The 21,774-nt window shown below is 70.2% G+C and carries 19 protein-coding genes; 11 read left to right on the forward strand and 8 right to left on the reverse strand.

What is annotated here, in order from left to right; all coding sequences use genetic code 11:
- Nucleotides 1–22: 22 nt before the first annotated feature.
- From G406_RS0135840 to G406_RS0135855, 4 genes are read left to right on the forward strand one after another with little or no spacing between them, the layout of a single operon-like run.
- Nucleotides 23–1,840, forward strand: a complete 1,818-nt coding sequence (locus G406_RS0135840; protein ID WP_084216628.1) for an ABC transporter substrate-binding protein — start codon at nt 23–25, stop codon at nt 1,838–1,840.
- Nucleotides 1,837–2,784: an ABC transporter permease gene (locus G406_RS0135845; RefSeq protein WP_028937561.1), complete on the forward strand. Its 948-nt coding sequence runs from the start codon at nt 1,837–1,839 to the stop codon at nt 2,782–2,784. Before G406_RS0135840 ends, G406_RS0135845 begins: the two co-directional genes overlap by 4 nt.
- Nucleotides 2,781–3,665 carry an ABC transporter permease gene (locus tag G406_RS0135850; RefSeq protein WP_028937562.1) on the forward strand — a complete coding sequence of 295 codons (885 nt, stop codon included), beginning with the start codon at nt 2,781–2,783 and terminating at the stop codon, nt 3,663–3,665. The genes G406_RS0135845 and G406_RS0135850 overlap by 4 nt, the downstream gene beginning before the upstream one ends.
- 4 nt (nt 3,666–3,669) lie before the next feature.
- Nucleotides 3,670–5,649 carry an ABC transporter ATP-binding protein gene (locus tag G406_RS0135855; protein WP_028937563.1) on the forward strand — a complete coding sequence of 660 codons (1,980 nt, stop codon included), beginning with the start codon at nt 3,670–3,672 and terminating at the stop codon, nt 5,647–5,649.
- Between the two features lie 157 nt (nt 5,650–5,806).
- Here the strand turns inward: G406_RS0135855 and G406_RS0135860 are convergent, their stop codons facing one another.
- The 3 genes from G406_RS0135860 to deoC form a co-directional block, all read right to left on the reverse strand.
- The gene (locus tag G406_RS0135860; protein ID WP_028937564.1) at nt 5,807–7,780 is read right to left on the reverse strand and encodes an ABC transporter substrate-binding protein; all 1,974 of its coding nucleotides are present in this window, start codon (nt 7,778–7,780) and stop codon (nt 5,807–5,809) included.
- Nucleotides 7,781–7,952: 172 nt separating this feature from the next.
- Nucleotides 7,953–9,863, reverse strand: coding sequence for a translational GTPase TypA (typA, locus tag G406_RS0135865; RefSeq protein ID WP_028937565.1), 1,911 nt, complete (start codon nt 9,861–9,863; stop codon nt 7,953–7,955).
- A 94-nt stretch (nt 9,864–9,957) separates the two neighbouring features.
- A complete protein-coding gene (gene deoC, locus G406_RS0135870) occupies nt 9,958–10,626 on the reverse strand; it encodes a deoxyribose-phosphate aldolase (RefSeq protein WP_028937566.1) in 669 nt (222 codons plus the stop codon).
- 55 nt (nt 10,627–10,681) lie between these two features.
- On the opposite strand from deoC, the gene G406_RS0135875 reads away from it, so the two are divergent.
- Nucleotides 10,682–11,725, forward strand: a complete 1,044-nt coding sequence (locus tag G406_RS0135875; RefSeq protein WP_028937567.1) for an aldo/keto reductase — start codon at nt 10,682–10,684, stop codon at nt 11,723–11,725.
- Nucleotides 11,726–11,767: 42 nt separating this feature from the next.
- Here G406_RS0135875 and G406_RS0135880 read toward each other — a convergent pair whose 3' ends face one another.
- The 3 genes from G406_RS0135880 to G406_RS0135890 all read right to left on the reverse strand — a co-directional run bounded on the left by G406_RS0135880 (nt 11,768) and on the right by G406_RS0135890 (nt 14,442).
- Nucleotides 11,768–12,166 carry a (deoxy)nucleoside triphosphate pyrophosphohydrolase gene (locus tag G406_RS0135880; protein ID WP_028937568.1) on the reverse strand — a complete coding sequence of 133 codons (399 nt, stop codon included), beginning with the start codon at nt 12,164–12,166 and terminating at the stop codon, nt 11,768–11,770.
- Entirely contained in the window at nt 12,163–13,692 is a 1,530-nt protein-coding gene (locus tag G406_RS0135885) for a sensor histidine kinase (RefSeq protein ID WP_064743134.1), read from the reverse strand. The genes G406_RS0135880 and G406_RS0135885 overlap by 4 nt, the downstream gene beginning before the upstream one ends.
- 63 nt (nt 13,693–13,755) lie before the next feature.
- The gene (locus tag G406_RS0135890) at nt 13,756–14,442 is read right to left on the reverse strand and encodes a response regulator transcription factor (protein ID WP_084216630.1); all 687 of its coding nucleotides are present in this window, start codon (nt 14,440–14,442) and stop codon (nt 13,756–13,758) included.
- Between the two features lie 125 nt (nt 14,443–14,567).
- Here G406_RS0135890 and G406_RS0135895 point away from each other — a divergent pair, with 125 nt between their 5' ends.
- The 5 genes from G406_RS0135895 to G406_RS54890 all read left to right on the forward strand — a co-directional run bounded on the left by G406_RS0135895 (nt 14,568) and on the right by G406_RS54890 (nt 18,412).
- On the forward strand, nt 14,568–15,611 hold the full coding sequence (locus G406_RS0135895) for a LolA family protein (protein WP_028937571.1): 1,044 nt from the start codon (nt 14,568–14,570) through the stop codon (nt 15,609–15,611).
- A 68-nt stretch (nt 15,612–15,679) separates the two neighbouring features.
- Nucleotides 15,680–16,618, forward strand: a complete 939-nt coding sequence (locus G406_RS52020; protein WP_051343193.1) for an ABC transporter ATP-binding protein — start codon at nt 15,680–15,682, stop codon at nt 16,616–16,618.
- Nucleotides 16,615–17,454, forward strand: a complete 840-nt coding sequence (locus G406_RS0135905; protein ID WP_028937572.1) for an ABC transporter permease — start codon at nt 16,615–16,617, stop codon at nt 17,452–17,454. Before G406_RS52020 ends, G406_RS0135905 begins: the two co-directional genes overlap by 4 nt.
- A 32-nt stretch (nt 17,455–17,486) precedes the next feature.
- Nucleotides 17,487–17,783, forward strand: a complete 297-nt coding sequence (locus tag G406_RS0135910) for a 4a-hydroxytetrahydrobiopterin dehydratase (RefSeq protein ID WP_028937573.1) — start codon at nt 17,487–17,489, stop codon at nt 17,781–17,783.
- 104 nt (nt 17,784–17,887) lie between these two features.
- Complete coding sequence (locus G406_RS54890) at nt 17,888–18,412, forward strand: Rv1352/Rv1906c domain-containing protein (RefSeq protein WP_051343141.1); 525 nt, start codon at nt 17,888–17,890, stop codon at nt 18,410–18,412.
- 20 nt (nt 18,413–18,432) lie between these two features.
- Here G406_RS54890 and G406_RS0135920 read toward each other — a convergent pair whose 3' ends face one another.
- Together G406_RS0135920 and guaB are read right to left on the reverse strand one after the other, a co-directional pair.
- Complete coding sequence (locus tag G406_RS0135920) at nt 18,433–19,563, reverse strand: GuaB3 family IMP dehydrogenase-related protein (RefSeq protein ID WP_028937574.1); 1,131 nt, start codon at nt 19,561–19,563, stop codon at nt 18,433–18,435.
- Nucleotides 19,564–19,607: 44 nt separating this feature from the next.
- A complete protein-coding gene (guaB, locus tag G406_RS0135925) occupies nt 19,608–21,122 on the reverse strand; it encodes an IMP dehydrogenase (protein WP_028937575.1) in 1,515 nt (504 codons plus the stop codon).
- An 84-nt stretch (nt 21,123–21,206) separates the two neighbouring features.
- Here guaB and G406_RS0135930 point away from each other — a divergent pair, with 84 nt between their 5' ends.
- Nucleotides 21,207–21,596: a DUF5319 domain-containing protein gene (locus G406_RS0135930; RefSeq protein WP_028937576.1), complete on the forward strand. Its 390-nt coding sequence runs from the start codon at nt 21,207–21,209 to the stop codon at nt 21,594–21,596.
- Nucleotides 21,597–21,774: the final 178 nt, after the last annotated feature.

Raw genomic sequence — 21,774 nt, forward strand, 5'->3', positions numbered from 1 at the left:
CTTGGGGGGTGCCGCGGTGCGCATGAGCGCGCGTAGAGCCGCGTTGGTGGTATCAGCGCTGGTCATCGCTCTGCTGGCGGGCTGCGCGGGTCAGTCGACCCCGTCGACCGGCCAGCCGGTGCGCGGTGGAACCGCGACGTTCGCGCTGCCCGCGAACACGACGCCGAACTACATCTTCCCGTTCATGGGCACCGAGTACTTCAGCGTCGTCAACGTGTCGAACCTGCAGTACCACCTGTACCGCCCGATGTACTGGTTCGGCGACAACGGCCAGCCCGTGCTCAATGACCGGCTGAGCCTTGCCGACCAGCCGACGTTCGCCGACGACAACCGGACGGTGACGGTCCGGCTGCGTGACTACGCCTGGTCGGACGGCACGAAGGTCAGCGCGGACAACGTCGTGTTCTGGATGAACATGATGAAGGCGCAGAAGGTGAACTGGGGCGCCTACGTGCCCGGCGGCATCCCGGACGACATCGTCTCGGTCACCGCGGACTCGCCGACCCAGGTGACGTTCCGGCTGAACCAGTCCTACAGCGCGAAATGGTTCACCTACAACGAGCTGTCCCAGATCACCCCGATGCCGAAGGCCTGGGACCGCACCGCGACCGGTCCCGCCGACTGCTCGCACCGCATCAGCGACTGCGCTGCCGTGTACGAGTACCTCACCGAGCAGGCCAAGAGCCTCAACGACTACGCGACGAACCCGCTGTGGCAGGTCGTCGACGGTCCGTGGAAGCTCAAGTACTTCAACGCCGACGGCAACATCAGCTTCGTGCCCAACCCCTCCTACTCGGGTCCGAACAAACCGAAGCTGGACCAGTTCGACGAGGCACCGTTCTCCGACAACGCGGCCGAGTACAACGTGCTGCGCTCGGGCGACAACTCCATCCAGGTCGGCTACCTGCCGCTGGAGAACGCGCCGGTCATCCCGGACGGCCAGGTGGTCGGGCACAACCCGCTGTCCAGCAACTACACGCTCGACCGCTGGTACAGCCTCTCGGTCAACTACTTCGTGCTGAACAGCAACAACGCCACGGCGGGGCCGATCTTCCGGCAGCAGTACTTCCGGCAGGCGCTCGAATCGCTCGTCGACCAGCGCTCGATCATCAAGGCGGCGGTGCACGGGTACGGCACCCCGACGACCGGACCGGTGCCGATCTCACCGCCGAACCCGTACGCGAACGCGCAGACCGAGCCGAACCCGTTCGCCTACAACCCGGACCGGGCGCGCACGCTGCTGGCCGACCACGGCTGGAGCACCCCGTTCGACGGCGTCGGCGTCTGTCAGCGCCCCGGCACCGGACCCGACCAATGCGGCCCCGGCATCGACGCGGGCGCGCGGCTGCAGTTCCGCATGATGTACGCGACCGGCAAACCGCAGGTCTCCCTCGCCATGCAGCAGGTGCAGTCCTCCTCGGCCAAGATCGGCCTCAAGATCGACCTGCAGGGCGCGCCGTTCAACACGGTCATCGGCACGTCGATCCCGTGCGAGACCGGCAAGCCGGACTGCGAGTGGCAGATGAACAACTGGGGCGCCGGCTGGGTGTTCAACCCCGGCTTCTACCCCACCGGTGAACAGATCTTCGGCACCGGCGCGGGCTCCAACCAGGGCAGCTTCTCCGACCCGAAGCTCGACGAGCTGCTCGCGGCGGCCCAGCGCAGCGACTCACCGGACGCGATGACCGCCTACGCCCGGTACGGCTCGATCACCCTGCCCGCCATCTGGCAGCCCAACTACGACTACCAGGCCACCGAGATCGCCAACAACCTCAAGGGAGTCACCCCGCAGAACCCGTACCTGAGCATCACCCCCGAGGATTGGTACTACATCAGATGACCGGATTCCTCTCTCGGCGGCTGTTGCAGTCCCTTGTCGTCGTTCTGCTCGTCACCGTGATCGTCTTCATCCTGTTGCACCTGCTGCCCGGCGGTCCGGCTCGCGCGCTGCTCGGGCCAAGGGCCACGGCGGTGGCGATCGAGAACTTCAACCACCGCATGGGCTACGACCGCCCGCTGCCGGTGCAGTACTGGGACTGGCTGACCCAGCTGGTCACCGGCAACCTGGGCTTCTCGGTGAAGTTCAACCAGCCGGTCGTCTCGCTCATCGGCGAGCGGCTGCCGAAGACGCTGATCCTGACCGTGCTGTCGACCGTGCTGGCGCTGATCGTGGCGATCCCGCTGGGCATGGCTCAGGCGGTCCGGCGCAACGAGCCGACCGACTACGCGATCACCTTCTGGGCGTTCGTCTTCTACGCCACCCCGCCGTTCTTCCTCGGTGTGGTGCTGATCGTGGTGTTCTCGGTGTATCTGCCGATCCTTCCGGCGGAGGCACCGCAGAGCTCGTCGATCCTGGTGATCCTCTCGCAGCCGGCCGGGCTGATACTGCCGGTACTGACCCTGTCGCTGCTGACGATCGCGCAGTTCTCCCGGTACATGCGGTCCTCGGTGATCGAGAGCCTCGCCGAGGACTACGTGCGCACCGCACGGGCCAAGGGCGCCGACGAGCGGACCGTGCTGGTGCGCCACGTCCTGCCGAACTCGCTGATCCCGATCGCCACGCTGCTCGGGCTGTCCCTGCCGACGATCTTCTCCGGCGCGCTGATCACCGAGGCGGTGTTCAACTTCCCCGGCATGGGTCAGCTGTTCTGGACCGCCGCGCAGACCCAGGACTACCCGATCATGCTCGGCATCACCGTGCTCGTCGGTGTCGTCACCGTGCTCGGGTCGCTGCTCGCCGACCTGGCCTATGCCGTTCTCGACCCCCGGGTGAGGTATGCATGACCGCTGTTCCCGCTGACTCGACGCCCGCGCAGGAACCCACCACACGTTCTCGCTTCCTCGCCTCGTTCCTGGAGAACCCCCTCGCCGTCGTGGGTGTGGGGATCGTCGTACTGTTCGTCGCGTTCTGCTACCTGGGCCCGCTCGTCTACCACACCGACCAGACACACATCGAGCTGTCCGAGTCGACCCTGGCGCCGTCCGCCGCGCACCTGCTCGGCACCAACGAGGTCGGCTACGACCAGCTCGGACGGCTCATGCTCGGCGGCCAGTCGTCCCTGGAGGTCGGCATCGCCGCGGCGGCGCTGGGCACCGCGTTCGGCACGCTGTGGGGCGCGATCGCCGGGTACGCGGGCGGGTTCGTCGACGCGATCATGATGCGGGTCGTCGACGCGCTGCTCGCGGTCCCTTCGCTGTTCCTGCTGCTGTTCCTCGCCTCGATCGCCCGCCCGACCGTCGGGTTGCTGGTGCTGGTCATCGCCTTGATCTCGTGGCTGGGACCGGCCCGGCTGGTCCGAGGTCAGGCGTTGACGCTGCGCACCCGCGACTACGTGGCGGCCGTGCGGCTGATGGGCGGTGGACCGTGGCGGGCGGTGCTGCGGCACATCACGCCGAACGCGATCGGCACCGTCGTGGTGAACGCGACGTTCCAGGTAGCCGACGCGATTCTGATCGTCGCCGCGCTGAGCTTCCTCGGTCTCGGCATCCCGCCGCCCGCCGCGAACTGGGGCGACATGCTGTCCAACGGCATCAACTACACCTACGACGGCTACTGGTGGCTCATCTATCCGCCGGGCCTGGCGATCGTGTTGGTGGTGGTCGCGTTCAACCTCATCGGCGACGCGCTGCGCGACTCGTTCGAAGTCCGCCTGAGGAAGAGGTGACCCGATGACTCCCATGGTGACCCTCACCGATCTGCGGACCGACATCGCGCTGCGCCACTCGACCGCGCACCCGGTCGGCGGCGTCTCGCTGACCGTCGGCGCCGGCGAGAGCCTCGGCATCGTCGGCGAGTCCGGCTGCGGCAAGACCATGACCGCGCTGTCCATCATGCGATTACTGCCCAAGGGCGGCCGGATCGCGGGCGGGTCCATCACGTTCGGCTCGCAGGACCTCGCGGGCCTGGACGAGGCGGGCATGCGGTCGATCCGGGGCAACCGCATCGGGATGATCTTCCAGGACCCGATGACCTCGCTGAACCCGTGCCTTACCATCGGCGACCAGATCGCCGAGACCGTGCTGCTGCACCGGGACGTCACCAAGGCGCAGGCCAGGGCACGCGCCGAGGAGGTACTCGAGCTCGTCGGGCTGCCGCGAGCCAAGGAACGCCTCGACTCCTACCCGCACCTGCTGTCCGGCGGAATGCGTCAGCGCGTCGTCATCGCCATGGCGTTGGCCTGCGAACCGGAGCTGCTGATCGCCGACGAGCCGACGACCGCGCTGGACGCCACGATCCAGCGCCAGATCCTGGATCTGATCGACGATCTGCGCGCCCGGCTCGGGATGGCGCTGATCCTGGTCACCCACGATCTCGGGGTCATCGCCGGGCACACCGACCGGGTCGCGGTCATGTACGCGGGCAAGGTCGTGGAGACCTCCAGCACCCGTGAGCTGTTCGACGACCCGAAGCACCCGTACACGGAGGCGCTGTTCCGCGCGCTCCCGGACAACGTGGAGCCCGACCGTTCGCTCTACGCGATCCCCGGGCTGCCGCCGGACCTCACCGATCCGCCGCCGGGCTGCCGGTTCGCGCCGCGCTGCGGCTACGCGACCGACGAGTGCCTGCTCTCCGAACCCCCGCTGACCGGCGAGGACCATTCGTTCGCCTGCTTCCACCCGTTGGACGAGACTCGTCAGTCCAGTCCGAACCCGACGCTGCGGCGGGCCCAGCCGGTGGCCGCGCACGCCGAGCCGCTGCTGAAGGTCGAACACCTCGTCCGCGACTTCCCGGTCACCTCGAACGGTGTGCTGCACCGCAGGATCGGCGCGGTCAGCGCGGTCGCCGACGTGTCCTTCGACGTGCGTCACGGTGAGACGTTCGGGCTGGTCGGCGAGTCGGGCTGCGGGAAGAGCACGATCGCGCGGCTGCTCGTCGCCGCCGACACCCCGACGTCCGGTTCGATCACCTTCGACGGCGCCGAGATCACCGGGCAGTCCGCGCGTCAGCTGCGCGGCCGTCGCCAGGACTTCCAGCTGATGTTCCAGGACCCGTACGCCTCGCTCGACCCGCGCATGCGGGTGCGGTCGATCATCGGTGAGCCGCTGGCCATCCAGCATCGCGGCACCCGAGCCGAACAGGAGAAGCAGGTCGCGGAGCTGCTGGACGAGGTCGGTCTGCCGACCAGCGCGGCGAACCGCTACCCGCACGAGTTCTCCGGCGGTCAGCGTCAGCGCATCGGCCTGGCCAGGGCGCTCGCGCTACGACCAAAGCTGATCGTGGCGGACGAACCGGTGTCCGCGCTGGACGTGTCGGTGCAGGCGCAGATCCTCAACCTGATGCGCCGGCTGCAGGCCGACCACCAGCTCACCTACGTGTTCATCTCGCACGACCTGTCCGTGGTGCGCTACCTGTCCACCCGCATCGGCGTCATGTACCTGGGCAAACTCGTCGAGATCGGCCCCACCGAGCAGGTCTACACAACACCCGCGCACCCCTACACGCGCGGCTTGATCGACACGATCCCCGGTGCACAGGACCGAACGGTCTCGGTTCGAGGAGAACTCCCCTCTGCCCTGCACCCACCGTCAGGCTGCCGCTTCAGAACCCGCTGCCCCCTGGCAACAGACCTCTGCGCCACCGAGGAACCCACCATGCGCGAGTTCTCCCCCGAAGGCCACAGGGCGGCCTGCCACCACCCCCTCACGTGAGTGGCAAGGGCGTCTACCCCGGAGGGGCGCCGAAGGCGTAGGCGCTCGGATCACTCACGACAGCTTTTCCGTCGTGAGTGATCCGGGCGCCTATAGGCGCCCTTGCCACTCACGAGTCGACGGCGAAGCCGAGATGCCTTGGACCCAGCCACAACACCTACCGAGGTGCCTTGGGAATCGCCTGCCACGAGGCGGCGGACCCGAACGGCCCCACGGTCAACGGCCCCGCCCCGATGTGCCCGGTCGCGTCGTCGCCCTTGGGCGTGCTCGCCACCGTCGTCACGATCTGGAACAGCGGAATCGTGGGCAGCTGCTGCCACAGAACCGTCTCGATCGCGGCGGAAGCCTGCGCGGGGCTCAACCCCCCGGTCAACGCGGCATCCAGGGTCGGCTGCAGCGAGGTGAGACAGAACCCGGTGGGGTTGCGAGCGGGCTGCGCGACCCCTGCCATGCCGGGCGGGCACCCGTAGTTCGACACCGCGGTGGTGGCCAGGTCCCCACCGACGGATCGGGGCATGACCTCGAGGTCCACCGTCACCCCTGCCGGCGCGGGCGCGGCGGCGGCGGACGAGCTGGGTCCGGGGGGCGTCGACGGAACCGTGGTCGACAACGCGGCGGGTGAGGGCGTCGGCGCGGGCCGCTGGCCCGGCCGCTGCGCGGGCATACCCGGCTGAGCCGGAAGACCCGCCGGGATCTGGCCGCCACCGGTGGCGAGCGGCCGCGCGCCCTCCGCCGCGGTGGCGAGGGGCGGTCCAGCGGACGCACTCGGCGACGCACTCGGCGAGGTCGTCGGCGGAACCGGGACGACGGTCGGGTCGGCGAACAGCGACGCCCCGGCCGCGGTGACCAGCGTCGCCTCGACCCCCGCCGCGGTCAGCTGACGCTGGATCTCCATGCCGATCTCGGTGAACCGGTCACGACCGCTCGGCACCCCGACGGTGATCTTCAACGGTGCCCCGAGCAGCGTCCATTTTCCCGCCGCGTCCCGCACGTACCCGGCGGAGGTGAGCAGCCGGGCGGCGAGCGCCGGGTCCGGGTGGATCGGCGCGCCCGCCGGAGCGGTCGGGTGGTAGCCGGGTTCGGACGGCGCCAGGAGCTGCGCGTCGTCCCGGACCCCACCGGCACCGTTCCCGGTCCCGATGTTGATCAGGGTGTCGCGGTTGAGGATCGCGCCGACGGCCTGGCGGATCCGCACGTCGGTCAGCACACCCTGGTCGGTGCGCATACCCAGCTGGACCATGATCGGTTGCGCGACCTTCTGCACACGCGCCGACGAGCCCAGCTGCTGCAGCGCGGTCGCCACATTGGCGTCAGCCCAGGTCTGCACGATCGGCAGGTCGCCCCCGCGCAGGCCGTCGAGCATGCTGGTGGTGTCCGAGCGGCGCAGCACGAGACTGTCCAGTGCCGCGGGGGTCGCCCAGTAGTGGTCGTTGCGGGCGAGCACGATCTGGCCGCGCGCCCGGTCGACCGCGAGGACCAGGAACGGGCCGCCGGACAGCGGGATGCTCTCGGCGAGCGCCCCCCGCCACCCCTGCGGTGCGTCCTTGAGCACGTGCGCGGGCAGCAGGTTCGAGAACAGCGTCTGCCACTGCTGGTAGGGCTGGGAGAACACGACGTCGACGGCCTTGCCGCCCGCGCGCGACCGCACGTCGGTGATGAGCCGGTACCCCGCCGAGTCCTGCACCCCCGGCTCGGCGCGCATCCGCTGCCACAGGTAGACGAAGTCCTCGGCCGCGATCGGCGCGTTGTCCGACCAGGACGCGCCCAGCGCCAGCTCGTAGCTGACGGTGAACGGGGCGGTCGAGGTCACCTTCGCGCTGCTGGCCACGGTCGGGTCCAGCAGCAGCTGGCCGTCCTTGGCGGGCCGGAACACCGAGGGCAGCACGAGCGACGCCACGGCGGTGGACACGTCGGACAGGTCGGAGATCAGGTGCGGGTTGAACCCCGGCCCGAGATCGTCCACCCCGACGATCATCTGCCGGCTGCCGTCCATCGGGTTGGCCGGATTGACCGGCGGAGGCGGCGGCGGAAGTGGTCCGGTCTGCGGCGGCGGGGTGTTCGAGCACCCGGCGAGCACTGCCAACACGACGGCCAACAGCAACCATCGCGCACCGTGACCAGCGCGTCGCACCGGATGGCCTCCTAGACAGTTTCGGGGTGAGGCCCCCATCCTCCCAAAGCAACAAGGAGCGACGAAGTCAGCCTTGTGGGCTAGGGCGCTCGCACAGAACGTGCCAACGCCGCACAGAGGCCTGAGCCTCTGTGCGGCGTGTAGTCGGTCTGTGTGAGCTGCTCGGTGTGGGTCAGGCCTTGGCGGCTGTGCGCGAGCGGGAACGGGCGCGGGCGCGCTGGTGGCTGTCCAGCTCGACCTTGCGAACCCGGACGGACTCGGGCGTGACCTCGACGCACTCGTCCGGCGCACAGAACTCGAGCGCCTGCTCCAGGTTCAGCACCGTCGGCGGGGTGAGCCGCTCCAGCTCGTCACCCGTGGAGCTGCGCACGTTGGTGAGCTTCTTCTCGCGGGTGATGTTGACGTCCAGGTCGTCGCTGCGGGTGTGCTCGCCGACGACCATGCCGTTGTAGACCTGGGTGCCGGGCGCGACGAACATCGTGCCCCGGTCGGCCAGCTGCATGAGCGCGTACGTGGTGACCGGGCCGGAGCGGTCCGACACGAGCGACCCGGTACGCCGGGTACGCAGTTCGCCGACCCACTGGCGGTAACCGTCGAACACGTGGTTCATGATCCCGGAGCCTCGGGTCTGGGTGAGGAACTCGGTCCGGAAGCCGATCAGACCACGGGACGGAACCGTGTAGTCCAGCCGGACGCGCAGCTCGCCGTGCGTCATCTGGATCAGCTCGCCCTTGCGGGCGGCCAGCAGCTGGGTGATCGCACCGAGGTGCTCGGTCGGGACGTCGATCGACAGCCGCTCGTACGGCTCGTGAATCTTGCCGTCGACGATCTTGGTGACGACCTCGGGCTTGCCGACGGTGAGCTCGAAGCCCTCGCGGCGCATCTGCTCGACCAGGATGGCCAGCGCCAGCTCGCCACGGCCCTGGACCTCCCAGGCGTCGGGACGCTCGGTGGGCAGCACGCGGATGCTCACGTTGCCGACCAGCTCGGAGTCCAGCCGGTTGCGCACGAGGCGCGCGGTCAGCTTGGCGCCGGGGTGCGGGTCGCGGCCGGCGAGCGGTGAGGTGTTCGTGCCGACGGTGACCGAGATGGCCGGCTCGTCGACCTCGATGCGCGGCAGCGGAACCGGGTTGTCCAGGTCGGCGAGCGTGTCACCGATCATCAGGTCCGGGATGCCGGCGACGGCGACGATCTCGCCGGCGTCGGCCGACTCGGCGGGCACCCGGGTCAGACCCTCGGTGCGCAGCAGCTCGGTGATCTTGACGTTCTGCGTCGTCCCGTCCTCACGGCACCACGCGACCGTCTGGCCTCGACGCAGCTGCCCGGCGCGGATCCGGCACAGCCCGATCCGGCCCAGGTAGGTGGTCGCGTCGAGGTTCGTGACGTGCGCCTGCAGCGGGGCGTCCGGGTCGTCGGCGGGCGGCGGAACCGCCGCCGTCAGGACCTCGAACAGCGCCTCCAGGCCGTCGGCCTCGGGCACCGTGGCGTCCGCCGGGCGGATCTTGCTGGCCTTGCCGGCGCGGGCGCTGGCGTAGACGACCGGCAGGTCGAGCAGGCCGGCGGTGACGTCCTCGCCCAGCTCCAGCTCGTCGGCCAGCTCGAGCAGCAGCTCCAGCGACTCGTCGACGACCTCGGCACAGCGCGCGTCGGCGCGGTCGGTCTTGTTGACCACCAGCACGACCGGCAGGTGCGCGGTCAGCGCCTTGCGCAGCACGAACCTGGTCTGCGGCAGCGGGCCCTCGCTCGCGTCGACGAGCAGCACGACGCCGTCGACCATGGACAGGCCGCGCTCGACCTCACCACCGAAGTCGGCGTGGCCAGGGGTGTCGATGACGTTGATCGTCATGTCGTGCCACTGGACCGCCGTGTTCTTGGCGAGGATCGTGATGCCCTTCTCACGCTCCAGGTCTCCCGAGTCCATGACCCGGTCCTGCGGCTCACTGCGTTCGGCGAACGCGCCGGACTGGCGCAGCATCGCGTCGACCAGCGTGGTCTTACCGTGGTCGACGTGCGCCACGATGGCCACGTTGCGAAGATCGGTACGCAACGCGGTGTGCGGGCGGTCCGGGGCCTGAGTGGGCACGCGGGAACTCCTGAGGAAAGAGGGCGGTGTATTCCTCAGGGTACCTTGCCCCGGTGAGAGGCATGGCGGCCGGCATGTGTGATGTTGGACCCCACTATTGCGCGGCGGCCTCCGCTTTGACCAGAGAAACGCCCGAACTGGCCCCCAGTCGGGTCGCTCCGGCCTCGATCAGCGCGAGCGCAAAGGCGTAGTCCCGAATTCCCCCGGACGCCTTGATGCCGATCTCCCGGCCGTCCAGAGCCTTCTTGATGGCCACCACATCGGCCACCCGCGCACCGCCCGCCGCGTGGTAGCCGGTCGAGGTCTTGACGAAGTCCACCTCGGCGGCGGCGCACAGTTCGACCACGCTCACCAGCTCGTCGGCCTCCAGCGCGGCGGCCTCGATGATCACCTTCAGCACTCGCCCGGCGGTGGCATCCCGGACCGCGCGGATGTCGGCCTCGACCACGTCGAGCTCGCCGCTCTTGAGCGCACCGAGGTTGATCACCATGTCCACCTCGTCGGCGCCCTCCCGCACGGCCAGGGCAGCCTCCGCGCTCTTGGCCTCGGTGCGTGAACAGCCGAATGGGAACGACGCGACCGCGCACAGCGCCACCGAAGAATTCGCCAACAATTCGGCGGCCCGTGGCACCCAGTACGGATTGACGCACACGGCCTTGAATTCGTGCGTCACGGCCTCGGTGCACAGCCGTCCGACCTCGTCGGCGGTCGCCTCCGGCTTGAGCAACGTGTGGTCGATGAGTGAAGCGAGAGCAGACGCCATGTCTTCACCCTCGCGTTGCCTGCCGGATGCTGTCAACGGGGCTAGTTTCGAGGTCATGGAATACCGCGATCTCGGACCCACCGGCATGCGGGTCAGCCCGCTGTGTCTCGGCGCGATGATGTTCGGCGCCTGGGGCGAACCGGACCACGACGTGTCGATCTCGATCATCCACCGGGCGCTGGACGCCGGCATCAACTTCATCGACACCGCCGACGTGTACTCCCTCGGCGAGTCGGAGGTGATCGTCGGCAAGGCACTCGCCGGCGGCCGCCGCGACGACGTCATCCTGGCCACGAAGTTCCACGGCCCGATGGACATCCAGATGGGCGAACCGGAGAAGGACCCCAACAAGCGCGGCAACTCACGGCGCTGGGTGATCAAGGAGGTCGAGGACAGCCTGCGCAGGCTGGGCACCGACTGGATCGACCTCTACCAGGTGCACCGTCCCGACGAGCACACCGACGTCGAGGAGACCCTCTCCGCGCTGACCGACCTGCGTACCCAGGGCAAGATCCGTGCGTTCGGCTGTTCGACGTTCCCCGCGCACCAGGTCGTCGAGTCGCAGTGGATCTCCGAGCGGCGCGGGCTGGGCCGGTTCGTCACCGAGCAGCCGCCGTACTCGCTGCTGGTGCGCGGCATCGAGGCCGACCTGCTGCCGGTGGCCCAGCGCTACGGCATGGGTGTCCTGCCGTGGAGCCCGCTCGCGGGTGGCTGGCTGTCCGGTCAGGTCCGCAAGGGCAAGGAGGTCAACTCGCACCGCGCGGCGCGCATGCCGGAGCGTTTCGACTTCACCAGGCCGGAGAACCAGCGCAAGCTGGATGCGGTCGAGGCACTGGCCGAGCTCGCCGAGAAGGCCGACCTGTCGCTGGTGCACCTGGCGCTGGCGTTCGTGCTGCAGCACCCCGCTGTGACGTCACCGATCATCGGCCCGCGCACCATGGACCACCTGGAGTCACAGCTGGGCGCGGCGGAGGTCACGCTGACGCCGGACATCCTGGACGAGATCGACAAGATCGTCCCACCCGGCGTGAACCTCTCGTTCGGCGACGCCGGCTACCAGCCACCCGAGCTCAGCCAGGCCTCCCTCCGCCGCCGCTGACCACCCGTGAGTGTTTTGGGCTGCCGGAGCAGCCCAAAACACTCACGGGTGTGGGCGGGTTGCGGCTGCCAGGTCCGGGAGCAGGAGGCGGTCGGCGGGTAGCCAGTCGAGGTCGTCCATCGCCGCCGGGGGCACCCAGCGGAGTTCGAGGTGCTCCAGCGGGCGCGGCTCGGGGCTGCCCGCCACCAGCTCCGCCAGGTACACCCGCAGCACCGAACGGGGCGAGAGCCGCAGGTCCGGACCCAGCCGATCGTGGACGTGCACGAGCGCGCCCAGCTCCTCGCGGCACTCGCGGCGCAGCGCGGTCCGCTCGGACTCGCCCTCCTCGACCTGGCCGCCCGGCAGCTCCCACCGTCCGGCGAGCTCAGCGGGCTCCGCGCGGCACTGCGCCAGCAGCAGCCCGTCGCGGACTATCGCGGCGCCCACCACCACCTTGCTCACGACGACGGCTCCTGCCTGATCGTCTGGACGACGATCGACGCGGCACCGGGCCAGCGCGCCTCGACGCGGGCCCCGCCGTCGGGGCTGACGCCCATCCGCACCACGCCGCTGCGCCCGGTCACGAGCGCGGAGACCAGCGCAAGGCCGAGACCGGCACCACCGCTGCGTCCGCCCCGGTCGGCTTCCAGGCGGGTGAACCGGTCGAAGACCCGCTTGCGGTCCTCCTCCGGCACTCCGGGTCCGTCGTCGTCCACGACGAGCCGTACCGACCGGCCGGCGGGCAGCACCGACACCCACACCCGGGTCCGGGCGTACCGGCGCGCGTTGGCCAGCAGGTTGTCCAGCACCAGCGCGACCTCACCGGGTGACGCGGCGGCGACGGCGGGTACCGGCGCGGTCAGGATGAAGACCGGTACACCCGGATCGGCGTCGTCGGGGGCCTGTTCGCTCGCCGGCGCGGCCTCGGCCGCCTCGATCTCGGTGTAGTCCTGCCAAGCCGGTTTGCTCGCGGCCAGCAGGTCGGTCGGCACCTGCTCCGCCCGACCGATCGCCTTCGCCGCCTCGGCGACCAGGTCGACCGCCGTCGCGGGCGGCCGGGCTCCCGCATCGGCCCTGGCGAGCGCGAGCAGGTCGGACACCAGCTCGGACAGTCTCGCCGCCTCGGTGGCCACCGAGCGCAAGGTGTCCTCGGCGAGCAGCGGGTCCGGGTGCATCACGGCCACTTCGGCCTGCGCCCGGATCACGGCGACCGGGGAGCGCAGCTCGTGCGCGGCGTCACCGGTGAACCTCGCCAGGCGCGCCGAGGCCGTGTCGCGCCTGGCCAGCAGCTCGTTCAGCTCGACGGCGAGCGCCCGTAGTTCGTCGTTGGCCGGCGGCACCGGCAGCCGCTCGCCGGGCGGCAGGCTGACCGCGGCGGTGCGCATCCGGTCGACCGGCCGCAGCGCGAGCCGCACCGCGATCAGCGCGGCCAGCCCGACCGCGAGCCCGGCGAGCAGCGCGGCGAGACCAAGGCCGATCGCGCCCCGGCGCAGTACCGAGCTGTACCCGACCAGGTCCGCGCCGGCCAGCACCAGACGGGGCGAGCCGTCCATGGCCGTGGCGACGACGCCCAGCCAGCGGCTCGGGCCGTCCGGCCCGTACACCGTGACCGAGTCACCGCCGGCGAGCCGGCGCAGCAACGGGGTGTCCAGCGGGAGCGGCGGGCCGTCGTCCAGCGGCCGGCCAGCGGTGTCCGACACCCGGATGGTGATCTGCCCCGAGATGCCGTCCATCGAGCCCTCCGGCGGCGTCACCGAGTCCTCGGGGACCCCGGCGGACAGCCGTCCGGTCGCGGCGGCCGCCGCGCGAGCCAGCTCGACGTCGACGGCGCCGGTGATCGTGATGCCGATGAGGCCCGTGGCCAGCCAGGCCAGCGCGCCGAGGGCCAGCAGCGCGACGCCACCGACCGCGATCGTGATGCGAACCCGGAGACTGCGCCGAACCCACCAGTCGGATAGTGCGGTGGCCCCTGGCATTCGCCGGTTCATTCGGCGTCCGTCGAGGGCCGGTGAAGGTCGGCGGTCACCGCACTGGTGCCTCGCGGGGACCGATCACCCCGAGGCTCCCACCCGGTAGCCGTGGCCACGTACGGTTCGCAGCAGATGTCCGGCGCCCACGGCCTGAAGCTTACGTCGCAGATACCCCACGTAGACCTCGACGGCGTTGCGACTCGCCGCCTGTTCACCACCCCAGGCCAGCCGGAGCAGCTCGTCCTTGCTCAGCACGGTGTCCGGACGGCTGGCCAGCGCGTGCAGCACGGCGAACTCGCGGGGGCTCAGCTCGACCGGACGGCCTGACCAGCTGACCTGCTTCGTGCCGGGGTCGACCATCAGCTCACCGAGGCGCAGCCGCCTGCCGGACTGGCCGCGCTCGGCCTCCCGGCGGCGCAGCAGTGCCCGCACCTGCGCGACGAGCACCACGAACGAGAACGGTTTCACCAGGTAGCCGTCGGCGCCGAGGTCCAGCCCGTCGGCCTGGTCGACCTCGCCGTCCTTGGCCGAGATCAGCAGCACCGGGGTGTCCACCCCTTCGGCGCGCAGCTGCTCGAGCACCCGGTAGCCGGAGAGTCCGGGGATGATGATGTCGAGCAGGATGAGGTCGAAGCTCCCGGTGAGCGCGGCACGCAGAGCGGTCGGCCCGTCCGCCGCGGTCACCACGTCGAGGCCCTCGGCCGTCAGTCCCCTGCCGAGGGCGGTCCGCACCCCGGCTTCGTCGTCTACCACCAGCACTCTTGGCATTACGGTCTATTCACCATTCACGAGAGGTGTTCCGCCAGACTCAATCAGAACGCTACGCGGAGAAACCTTCAGCAGAATCTCCTCCTCTCAGTACGTTCTCAGAGCCTGTGGTTCACGCTGGCGCCATGACATCGGAGCGGATCGTGGGCGCCCTGTGGGGCGTTGCGGCGATTCTGCTCGTCGCGGCACTGGTCGTGCCAGCGGCAACGCGTCCTTCGACCCGTTTGCCACCGGTCGCCGCGGCCGATCTGATCGCCTCGATCCGCCAGTCCAAGCCTGGTCCGCTGACGGGAAACGTGCAATTCCACGAACAGCTAGGACTTGCCGGACTCAGCGGCCTCTCCCATTCTCCCGACGGCACCCGCACCGCGCGGTTGTGGTCCGACGGAGCGGGCCGGCATCGGATTTCGCTGCCTTCGGACGGCGGAGAACGGACGGTCGTGGACGACGGCAGCACGGTGTGGTCGTGGGACTCGGCGACGCGCGCGGTGACGAAGAGCCCTTCCGAGGGTGAGCACCCGGTGGATCGGCATCCGCTCGGCCAGCTCGGCTCGTCCGACGCCGAACGCGGCGGCGGTCTGCTCGCCAACCCGGCGGACGCGGCGAGCGCGCTGCTCGCGATGTTGGAGCCGTCCAGCACGGTGCGTGTCGAAGCGGTGTCGCTGGTCGCCAACCGGCCCGCCTACCAGCTGGTCCTGGACCCGCTGCCCACCGAACGGACACTCATGCGAGAGGTACGGGTGGCGGTGGACGGCGAGACCCGGCTGCCGCTGGAGGTCACCGTCATGGCGAACGGTTCGACCGAGCCCGCGCTGCGGGTCGGCTTCAGCGATCTGACCTTCGGTCCGCAGAGTCCCGCGCTGTTCGCCTTCACCCCGCCCTCGGGAGTCGCGGTGCACGATCGGCCGGGGCGCGCGGAGAGCCGGGCACATGTGCGCACCCTGGTCGGCGAGGGCTGGGACACCGTTCTCGTCCGCACCGCGCGCACGCCGGAGAACAGTCTTCTGATGCAGCGGCTGAGCACCCCGATCTCGGGCGCGTGGGGACAGGGGCGGCTGGTCAGGACGTCGATCGGGAACGCGGTACTCGCGGCGGACGGCAGGGTCGCGCTCGGCGCGGTGCCCGCCCAGGTGCTCACCGAGGCGCTCAGCCAGGCCCCGGCCCGATGAACCGGCCGGAACCGGCCGGCAGCACCGTCTTCGCGGGCGCCGGCCCCCCGACACAGTCACCGCGCGACATGGACGACCTCGTTCCTCCCGCTGCCAGCGTGCGGGGCCTGCGCAAGGTCTTCCGCCGGACGGTGGCGCTGGACTCCGTCGATCTCGACCTGCCGACCGGCTCGATCCTCGGTCTGCTCGGTCCGAACGGTTCCGGCAAGACGACCATGCTGCGCCTGCTGCTGGGGTTGTCCCGCCCCACCGAGGGCAGCGTACGGCTGCTCGGCGAACCGATGCCGCAACGCAGCTCGGCCGCACTGCCGCACGTCGGCGCGCTCGTCGAGGGCCCGGGGTTCCACCGACACCTGTCCGGGCGCGCGAACCTGACCCGCTGCGCGGACGCCGAACCGCTGCTGTGCACACCCGAGGTCCCGGGCGCGGTCCGCGAGGCGCTGCATCGCGTCGGGCTGGACGACAGCGCCGCCGACCGCCGCTACGGCGGCTACTCGCTCGGCATGCGCCAGCGTCTCGCACTGGCGGCGGTACTGCTCGTCCCCCGCAGGCTCGTCGTGCTCGACGAACCGACCAACGGTCTGGACCCCGCCGGGACCAGGGACGTCCGGCGGATCATCGGGGAGCTGCACCGGGCCGGTGCGACCGTGCTGCTGTCCTCGCACCTGCTCACCGAGGTCGAGGAGACGTGCACGCACGTGGCGATCCTCGCCGAGGGCTCGGTCATGGCCACCGGAGGACTGGACGCGTTGCTGGAGTCGGAGGGCCCCGCGCTGGCGATCGACGTACGAGACGGAACCGACCGCACCGCCGCGCTCACCGTGCTGCGTTCGGCGGGAATCCTCGGCTACCTCGATCACGGCAGGCTGGTCGCCGGCCTGGCGGACACCACACCGGACGAGGTGCTGCGGCTGCTCGTGCACGCCGGGGTACCCGTCACCGAAGCGCATCGGCGCCGGACCGGGCTGGAGGAGCTGTTCGTGCGGCTCACCGAGGAGAGCACGTGACCCGCGCCGACACCGCGCCACTGCACCGTCTGCTGCGTTCGGAGCTGTCCTGCCTGTTGTCCCGGCCGAGGACCCTCGTCCTGCTCGGAGTGCTCGCGCTGCTACCGGTCGCCATCGGGATCGGGGTCGCCTCCGCCGGTGCGCCGTCCGGGACGCTCGGTGACCCGGGCCCCGGCCTCATCGCCGCGGTGACCGCGAACGGCCTCATGCTGCCGATCGTGTCACTGGCCGTGGCGCTGACCCTGCTGCTGCCGCTCGCGGTGTGCGTCGCGGCGGCCGATGCGCTCGCCGGCGAGGCGTCCAGCGGGACGCTGCGGATGCTGCTGCTCGCGCCGGTCGGCAGGCTGCGGCTGGTCGCGGTGAAGGCGCTCGGCGTTCTGGCCCTGGCGATCATCGGGGTTCTCCTCATCGCGGCGGTCGGTTGGCTGGCCGGGACGCTGGTCGTCGGCGACGAGGGCCGGTTGCTCACCCTGTCCGGTTCCGCGATCGACGCGGGCGACGTGTGGGGCAGGGTCTGGCTGGCTGTCGGGTGGACGGTCCTGCAGCTGGCCGCGGTCGGCGCCATCGCGCTCGCGGTCTCCGCGCTCACCGACCGTCCACTGGTGGTCATCGCGACCGTGCTCGGCGGCGCGATCGTGTTCGGTGTCCTGCTCGCCATCCCGTCACTGGGCTGGCTGCACCCGCTGCTGCTGACCTCGGCCTGGCCTTCGCTCGCCGATCTGCTGCGCGACCCCATCCCGACCGAGAACCTCACCCACGGCGCGTTCGTGGCGGTGTACTACCTGGTCCTCGGCCTTGCCGTGGCGGTGACCGGCACGCTGCGCCGCGAGGTCTGACGCCGCCGGCCGAGTACGGCAGGATGCTCGCCATGGCAAACCTTCTCGACGACGCCGCCGTGAGCACCGCGCTGCGCAACCTGCCCGACTGGCAGCGCGACGGCGACGCACTCGTCCTCACCGCCGAACTGCCCAGCTTCCCCGCCGCCATCGAGGTCGTGGACCGGGTCGCCGAGCTGGCGGAACGCTCCGACCACCACCCGGACATCGACATCCGCTGGCGCACCCTCACCTTCCGCTGCTCGACGCACTCCGACGGCGGTATCACCGAGAAGGACGTGGCGCTGGCAAGCGGTATCTCGGAGTTCGTGCGCGCCCTCCGTGGCTGACTCGTTCAACCGAACGAGTGGTCGCGACGATCAAGACTGCAAGATCCGTGCTCGATCGATCACAGTGAGGTGTCAGCTGTCCCTCGGATGAGGCGGAGGCGTACATGACCACACCTCGGTACGTCCCGGCGCGGAACACCGGTCAGCAGCCGTGGCAGCGCTCGACCGGCTTCCACATACCGACCCAGCGCTCGGCCTCGCCGGTGCCGCCGTCCCCGACGCCACCGAGCGAGCCGGATGCGCCCACACCGCCGCACCGGCCCCAGGTCGCGATCGGCCTGAAGGTCGCCCTGGGCGCCGCGGTCGGTCTGCTGGCCGGATTGGTCATCGGCAGCTCCGGCGCCGGTCAGGCTGCGCCTGCGCCCCAGCAAGCCGCCATCAGCGCGATCCCCGAGGGCGGGGGTCGCTTCCAGGTCGGCACCGACCTGGAGCCCGGCACCTACCAGACGTCCGGACCCGACGACACCAGCAGCACCGGCTGCTACTACGCACGCCTGAAGTCGGGAGACGGCTCGCTGGACGACATCCTGGACAACTACGTCTCCCAGGGCCCGATGACGGTCGTCATCCCCCGCACCGACGGCTTCTTCCAGACAACGGGCTGCGACGCCTGGACCAAGGTCCACTAGTCCCGTGCGAGCTGCTCGACTCAGCGGCGGATGGTCAGGCCGACCCGCTGGAACTCCTTCAGGTCCGAGTAGCCCGTCTTCGCCAGTGCCCTGCGCAGAGCACCGAACAGGTTGACCGTTCCGTCCGGGCTGTCCGACGGGCCGAACAGGACCGTCTCCAGGCTGCGTGAACTGGACTCCATGCCCGTGACGTCGCTGCGCGGCAACGAGGGGTGCGCAGCGGCGGGCGTCCAGTACAGGCCGCCCGCGGGTGACTCCTGCGCCTCCGCGAGCTGCTCGCCCAGCATCACCGCGTCCGCACCGCACGCGATGGCCTTGGCGATGTCACCCGAGCCGAAGATGCCACCGTCCGCGATGACGTGGACGTACCGGCCGCCGGTCTCGTCCAGGTAGTCGCGGCGCGCGGCCGCGGCGTCGACGATCGCGGTCGCCATCGGCACCCCGATGCCCAGCACCGAGTCGGTCGTGGTGGCCAACGACTCGCCGTAGCCCACCACGACGGCAGCCGCGCCGGTCCGCATCAGGTGCATCGCGGTGCGGTAGTCACCGACACCACCGGCGACCACCGGCACGTCCAGGTCGGAGATGAACTGCTTGAGGTTCAGCGGCTCACCGGCACCGGTCGAGACGTGCTCCGCGGAGATGATCGTGCCCTGCACGAACAGGATCTCCACACCCGCGGCGAGCAGGTGCGGGGTCAGCTCCCTGGCCCGCTGCGGGCTCACCCGCGCGGCCAGCGTCACCCCCGCCTCGCGCACCTGACGCAGCGCGTCGGTCAGCAGGTCCGGCTGGATCGGCGCGGTGTGCAGCTCCTGCAGCAATCTCACCACCGTCGACGGATCCTCGTCGTCGGCCGCGTCCACGAGCCGGGCGAGCACCGCCTTCGGGTCCGCGTGCCGCGCGAACAGTCCTTCGGCGTTGATCACCCCCAGCCCGCCGAGCTGGCCGATCCGGATCGCCGTCTCCGGGGAGACGATCGCATCGGTCGGATGGGTCACCAGCGGAATCTCGAACCGGTAGGCGTCCAGCTGCCACGCGGTGGACACCTCTTTCGAGGTCCGGGTCCGCCGCGACGGCACGATCTCGATCTGCTGGAGGTCGTAGGCCCGACGGGCGCTACGGCCCATCCCGATCTCTACAAGGTCACGCACGAGACGTAAGGGTAAGCCAGTCGCTCAGCGTGCCCTGCCGTAGGTCAGCGGGTGACGTAGTTCGGGGCCTCGACGGTCATCGTGATGTCGTGCGGGTGGCTCTCCTTGAGCCCCGCCGACGTGATCCGCACCAGCTGCGCCTGCTGCAGCTCGGGGATCGTCGACGACCCCGTGTAGCCCATCCCGGACCGCAGACCACCCAGCAGCTGATGGGTCACCTGCGTCAACGGTCCTCGGAACGGAACCCGGCCCTCGATGCCCTCCGGCACCAGCTTGTCCTCGCTCAGCACGTCGTCCTGCGCGTAGCGGTCCCGCGAGTACGACTTGCCGCTCTCCTCACCCCGGGTGCGCATCGCGCCGAGCGAACCCATGCCCCGGTAGGTCTTGAACTGCTTGCCGCCGACCAGGATCAGCTCACCGGGAGCCTCCGCGGTGCCCGCGAGCAGGCTGCCCAGCATGACGCTGCTGGCGCCCGCCGCGATCGCCTTGGCGATGTCACCGGAGTACTGGATGCCACCGTCGCCGATCACCGGCACACCCGACGGTGCACAGGCCTGCGCGGCCTCGTAGATCGCGGTGATCTGCGGCGCTCCGACGCCCGCGACCACCCGCGTGGTGCAGATCGACCCGGGCCCGACACCGACCTTCACGCCATCGGCGCCGGCCTCGACCAGCGCCAACGCACCCTCGTGGGTCGCCACGTTGCCGCCGACGACGTCCACCCCGTCACCGGTCTCCTTGACCAGCCGGGACACCATCTCCAGCACCCGCCGGGAATGCCCGTGCGCGGTGTCCACCATGATCACGTCGACACCCGCGTCGACCAGCAGCATCGCCCGCTCGACCGCGTCGTCGCCGACGCCGACCGCCGCACCCACGAGCAGCCGCCCGTCCGGGTCCTTCGTGGCCAGCGGGTACTGCTCGGTCTTGACGAAGTCCTTCACCGTGATCAGCCCGCGCAGCAGACCCGCGCCGTCCACGATCGGCAGCTTCTCGATCTTGTGCCGGCGCAGCAGCCCGAGCGCCGCCTCCGCGGTCACCCCGACCTGCGCGGTCACCAGCGGCTGGCGAGTCATCACCTCGCTGACCCGACGACCATGGTCAAGCTCGAACCGCATGTCCCGGTTCGTGATGATGCCCAGCAGGGTTCCGTCCGGATGGGTCACCGGCACACCGGAGATCCGGTAGCGGGCACACAGCTCGTCGACCTCGCGCAGCGTCGCGTCCGGCTGGCAGGTCACCGGGTCGGTCACCATGCCAGCCTCGGATCGCTTCACCACCTCGACCTGGGCAGCCTGGTCCTGGGCCGACTGGTTGCGGTGCAGCACACCCATACCGCCCTGGCGGGCCATCGCGATCGCCATCCGCGCCTCGGTCACGGTGTCCATCGCCGAGGACACCAACGGCACCCTGAGCCGCACGTTGCGACTCAACTGGGTGGCGGTGTCGGCGGAGCTCGGCAGCACATCCGACTCGGAAGGCAGCAGCAGCACGTCGTCGAAGGTCAGCCCGAGCCGGGCGAACTTCGGGGGCAGTCCAGCAGTCAGCTCGGTGGTCACAACTCAATCCTAATAGGCATCACCGGCACCGTGACCAACCCGGATGGGGACGTAACACCACATCGGGTCGCGGAGCCGGGTACCGTGTATTCCGTGCCGCAGGACGCCCTCCCTCCCGACCCCTTCGCGGGTGACCCGGACGACCCGACGCGCAGCCTGGACAGCCTGTCCGCCGAGGACGAGCTCGAGCCGCTGACCAGCGACGAACGCGAAGAGATCGTCGAAGACCTCAGCGACCTCGCTATCTACCAAGCGCTGCTGGAGAACAGAGGAGTGCGCGGGCTCGTCGTCGACTGCGCCGACTGTGGGGAGCAACACTTCCACGAGTGGAACCTGCTGCGCGCCAGCCTCCAGCAGCTGCTGGACGAGGGCTACATGCGCAAACACGAGCCGGCCTACGACCCCGACCCCACCCACTACGTGACGTGGGAGTACTGCCGCGGCTACGCGGACGCGGTCTTTTCGTCCTCCTAGGCCTGCTCTTCGCGCGTCCAAGTTTCCGGTCGGGACCCCTCATCGGCTTCGCCTCGAGGGGCCCGCGACCGGAAACTTACGGCGGCTTCGCCGGTCGCTTCGCTCCGGCTTCGCTGCCGTCGCTGACGCGCGGCCGACTGTTCGCGTTCTGCTTCGCCTGTTGCGTTTCTTACAGTGC

The organism is Actinospineispora spinosispora DSM 44797 (assembly GCF_000429025.1).
GTDB lineage: Bacteria > Actinomycetota > Actinomycetes > Mycobacteriales > Pseudonocardiaceae > Pseudonocardia > Pseudonocardia spinosispora.

Bases quoted from the DNA above. Each gene is read 5' to 3' on its own strand.
- G406_RS0135855 (WP_028937563.1), top strand. From the start codon at position 3,670: ATGACTCCCATGGTGACCCTCACCGATCTGCGGACCGACATCGCGCTG.
- G406_RS0135885 (WP_064743134.1), bottom strand. From the start codon at position 13,692: ATGAACCGGCGAATGCCAGGGGCCACCGCACTATCCGACTGGTGGGTT.
- G406_RS0135845 (WP_028937561.1), top strand. From the start codon at position 1,837: ATGACCGGATTCCTCTCTCGGCGGCTGTTGCAGTCCCTTGTCGTCGTT.
- G406_RS0135895 (WP_028937571.1), top strand. From the start codon at position 14,568: ATGACATCGGAGCGGATCGTGGGCGCCCTGTGGGGCGTTGCGGCGATT.
- G406_RS0135840 (WP_084216628.1), top strand. From the start codon at position 23: ATGAGCGCGCGTAGAGCCGCGTTGGTGGTATCAGCGCTGGTCATCGCT.
- G406_RS0135910 (WP_028937573.1), top strand. From the start codon at position 17,487: ATGGCAAACCTTCTCGACGACGCCGCCGTGAGCACCGCGCTGCGCAAC.
- G406_RS54890 (WP_051343141.1), top strand. From the start codon at position 17,888: ATGACCACACCTCGGTACGTCCCGGCGCGGAACACCGGTCAGCAGCCG.
- G406_RS0135890 (WP_084216630.1), bottom strand. From the start codon at position 14,442: ATGCCAAGAGTGCTGGTGGTAGACGACGAAGCCGGGGTGCGGACCGCC.
- G406_RS0135850 (WP_028937562.1), top strand. From the start codon at position 2,781: ATGACCGCTGTTCCCGCTGACTCGACGCCCGCGCAGGAACCCACCACA.
- deoC (WP_028937566.1), bottom strand. From the start codon at position 10,626: ATGGCGTCTGCTCTCGCTTCACTCATCGACCACACGTTGCTCAAGCCG.
- G406_RS0135875 (WP_028937567.1), top strand. From the start codon at position 10,682: ATGGAATACCGCGATCTCGGACCCACCGGCATGCGGGTCAGCCCGCTG.
- G406_RS52020 (WP_051343193.1), top strand. From the start codon at position 15,680: ATGGACGACCTCGTTCCTCCCGCTGCCAGCGTGCGGGGCCTGCGCAAG.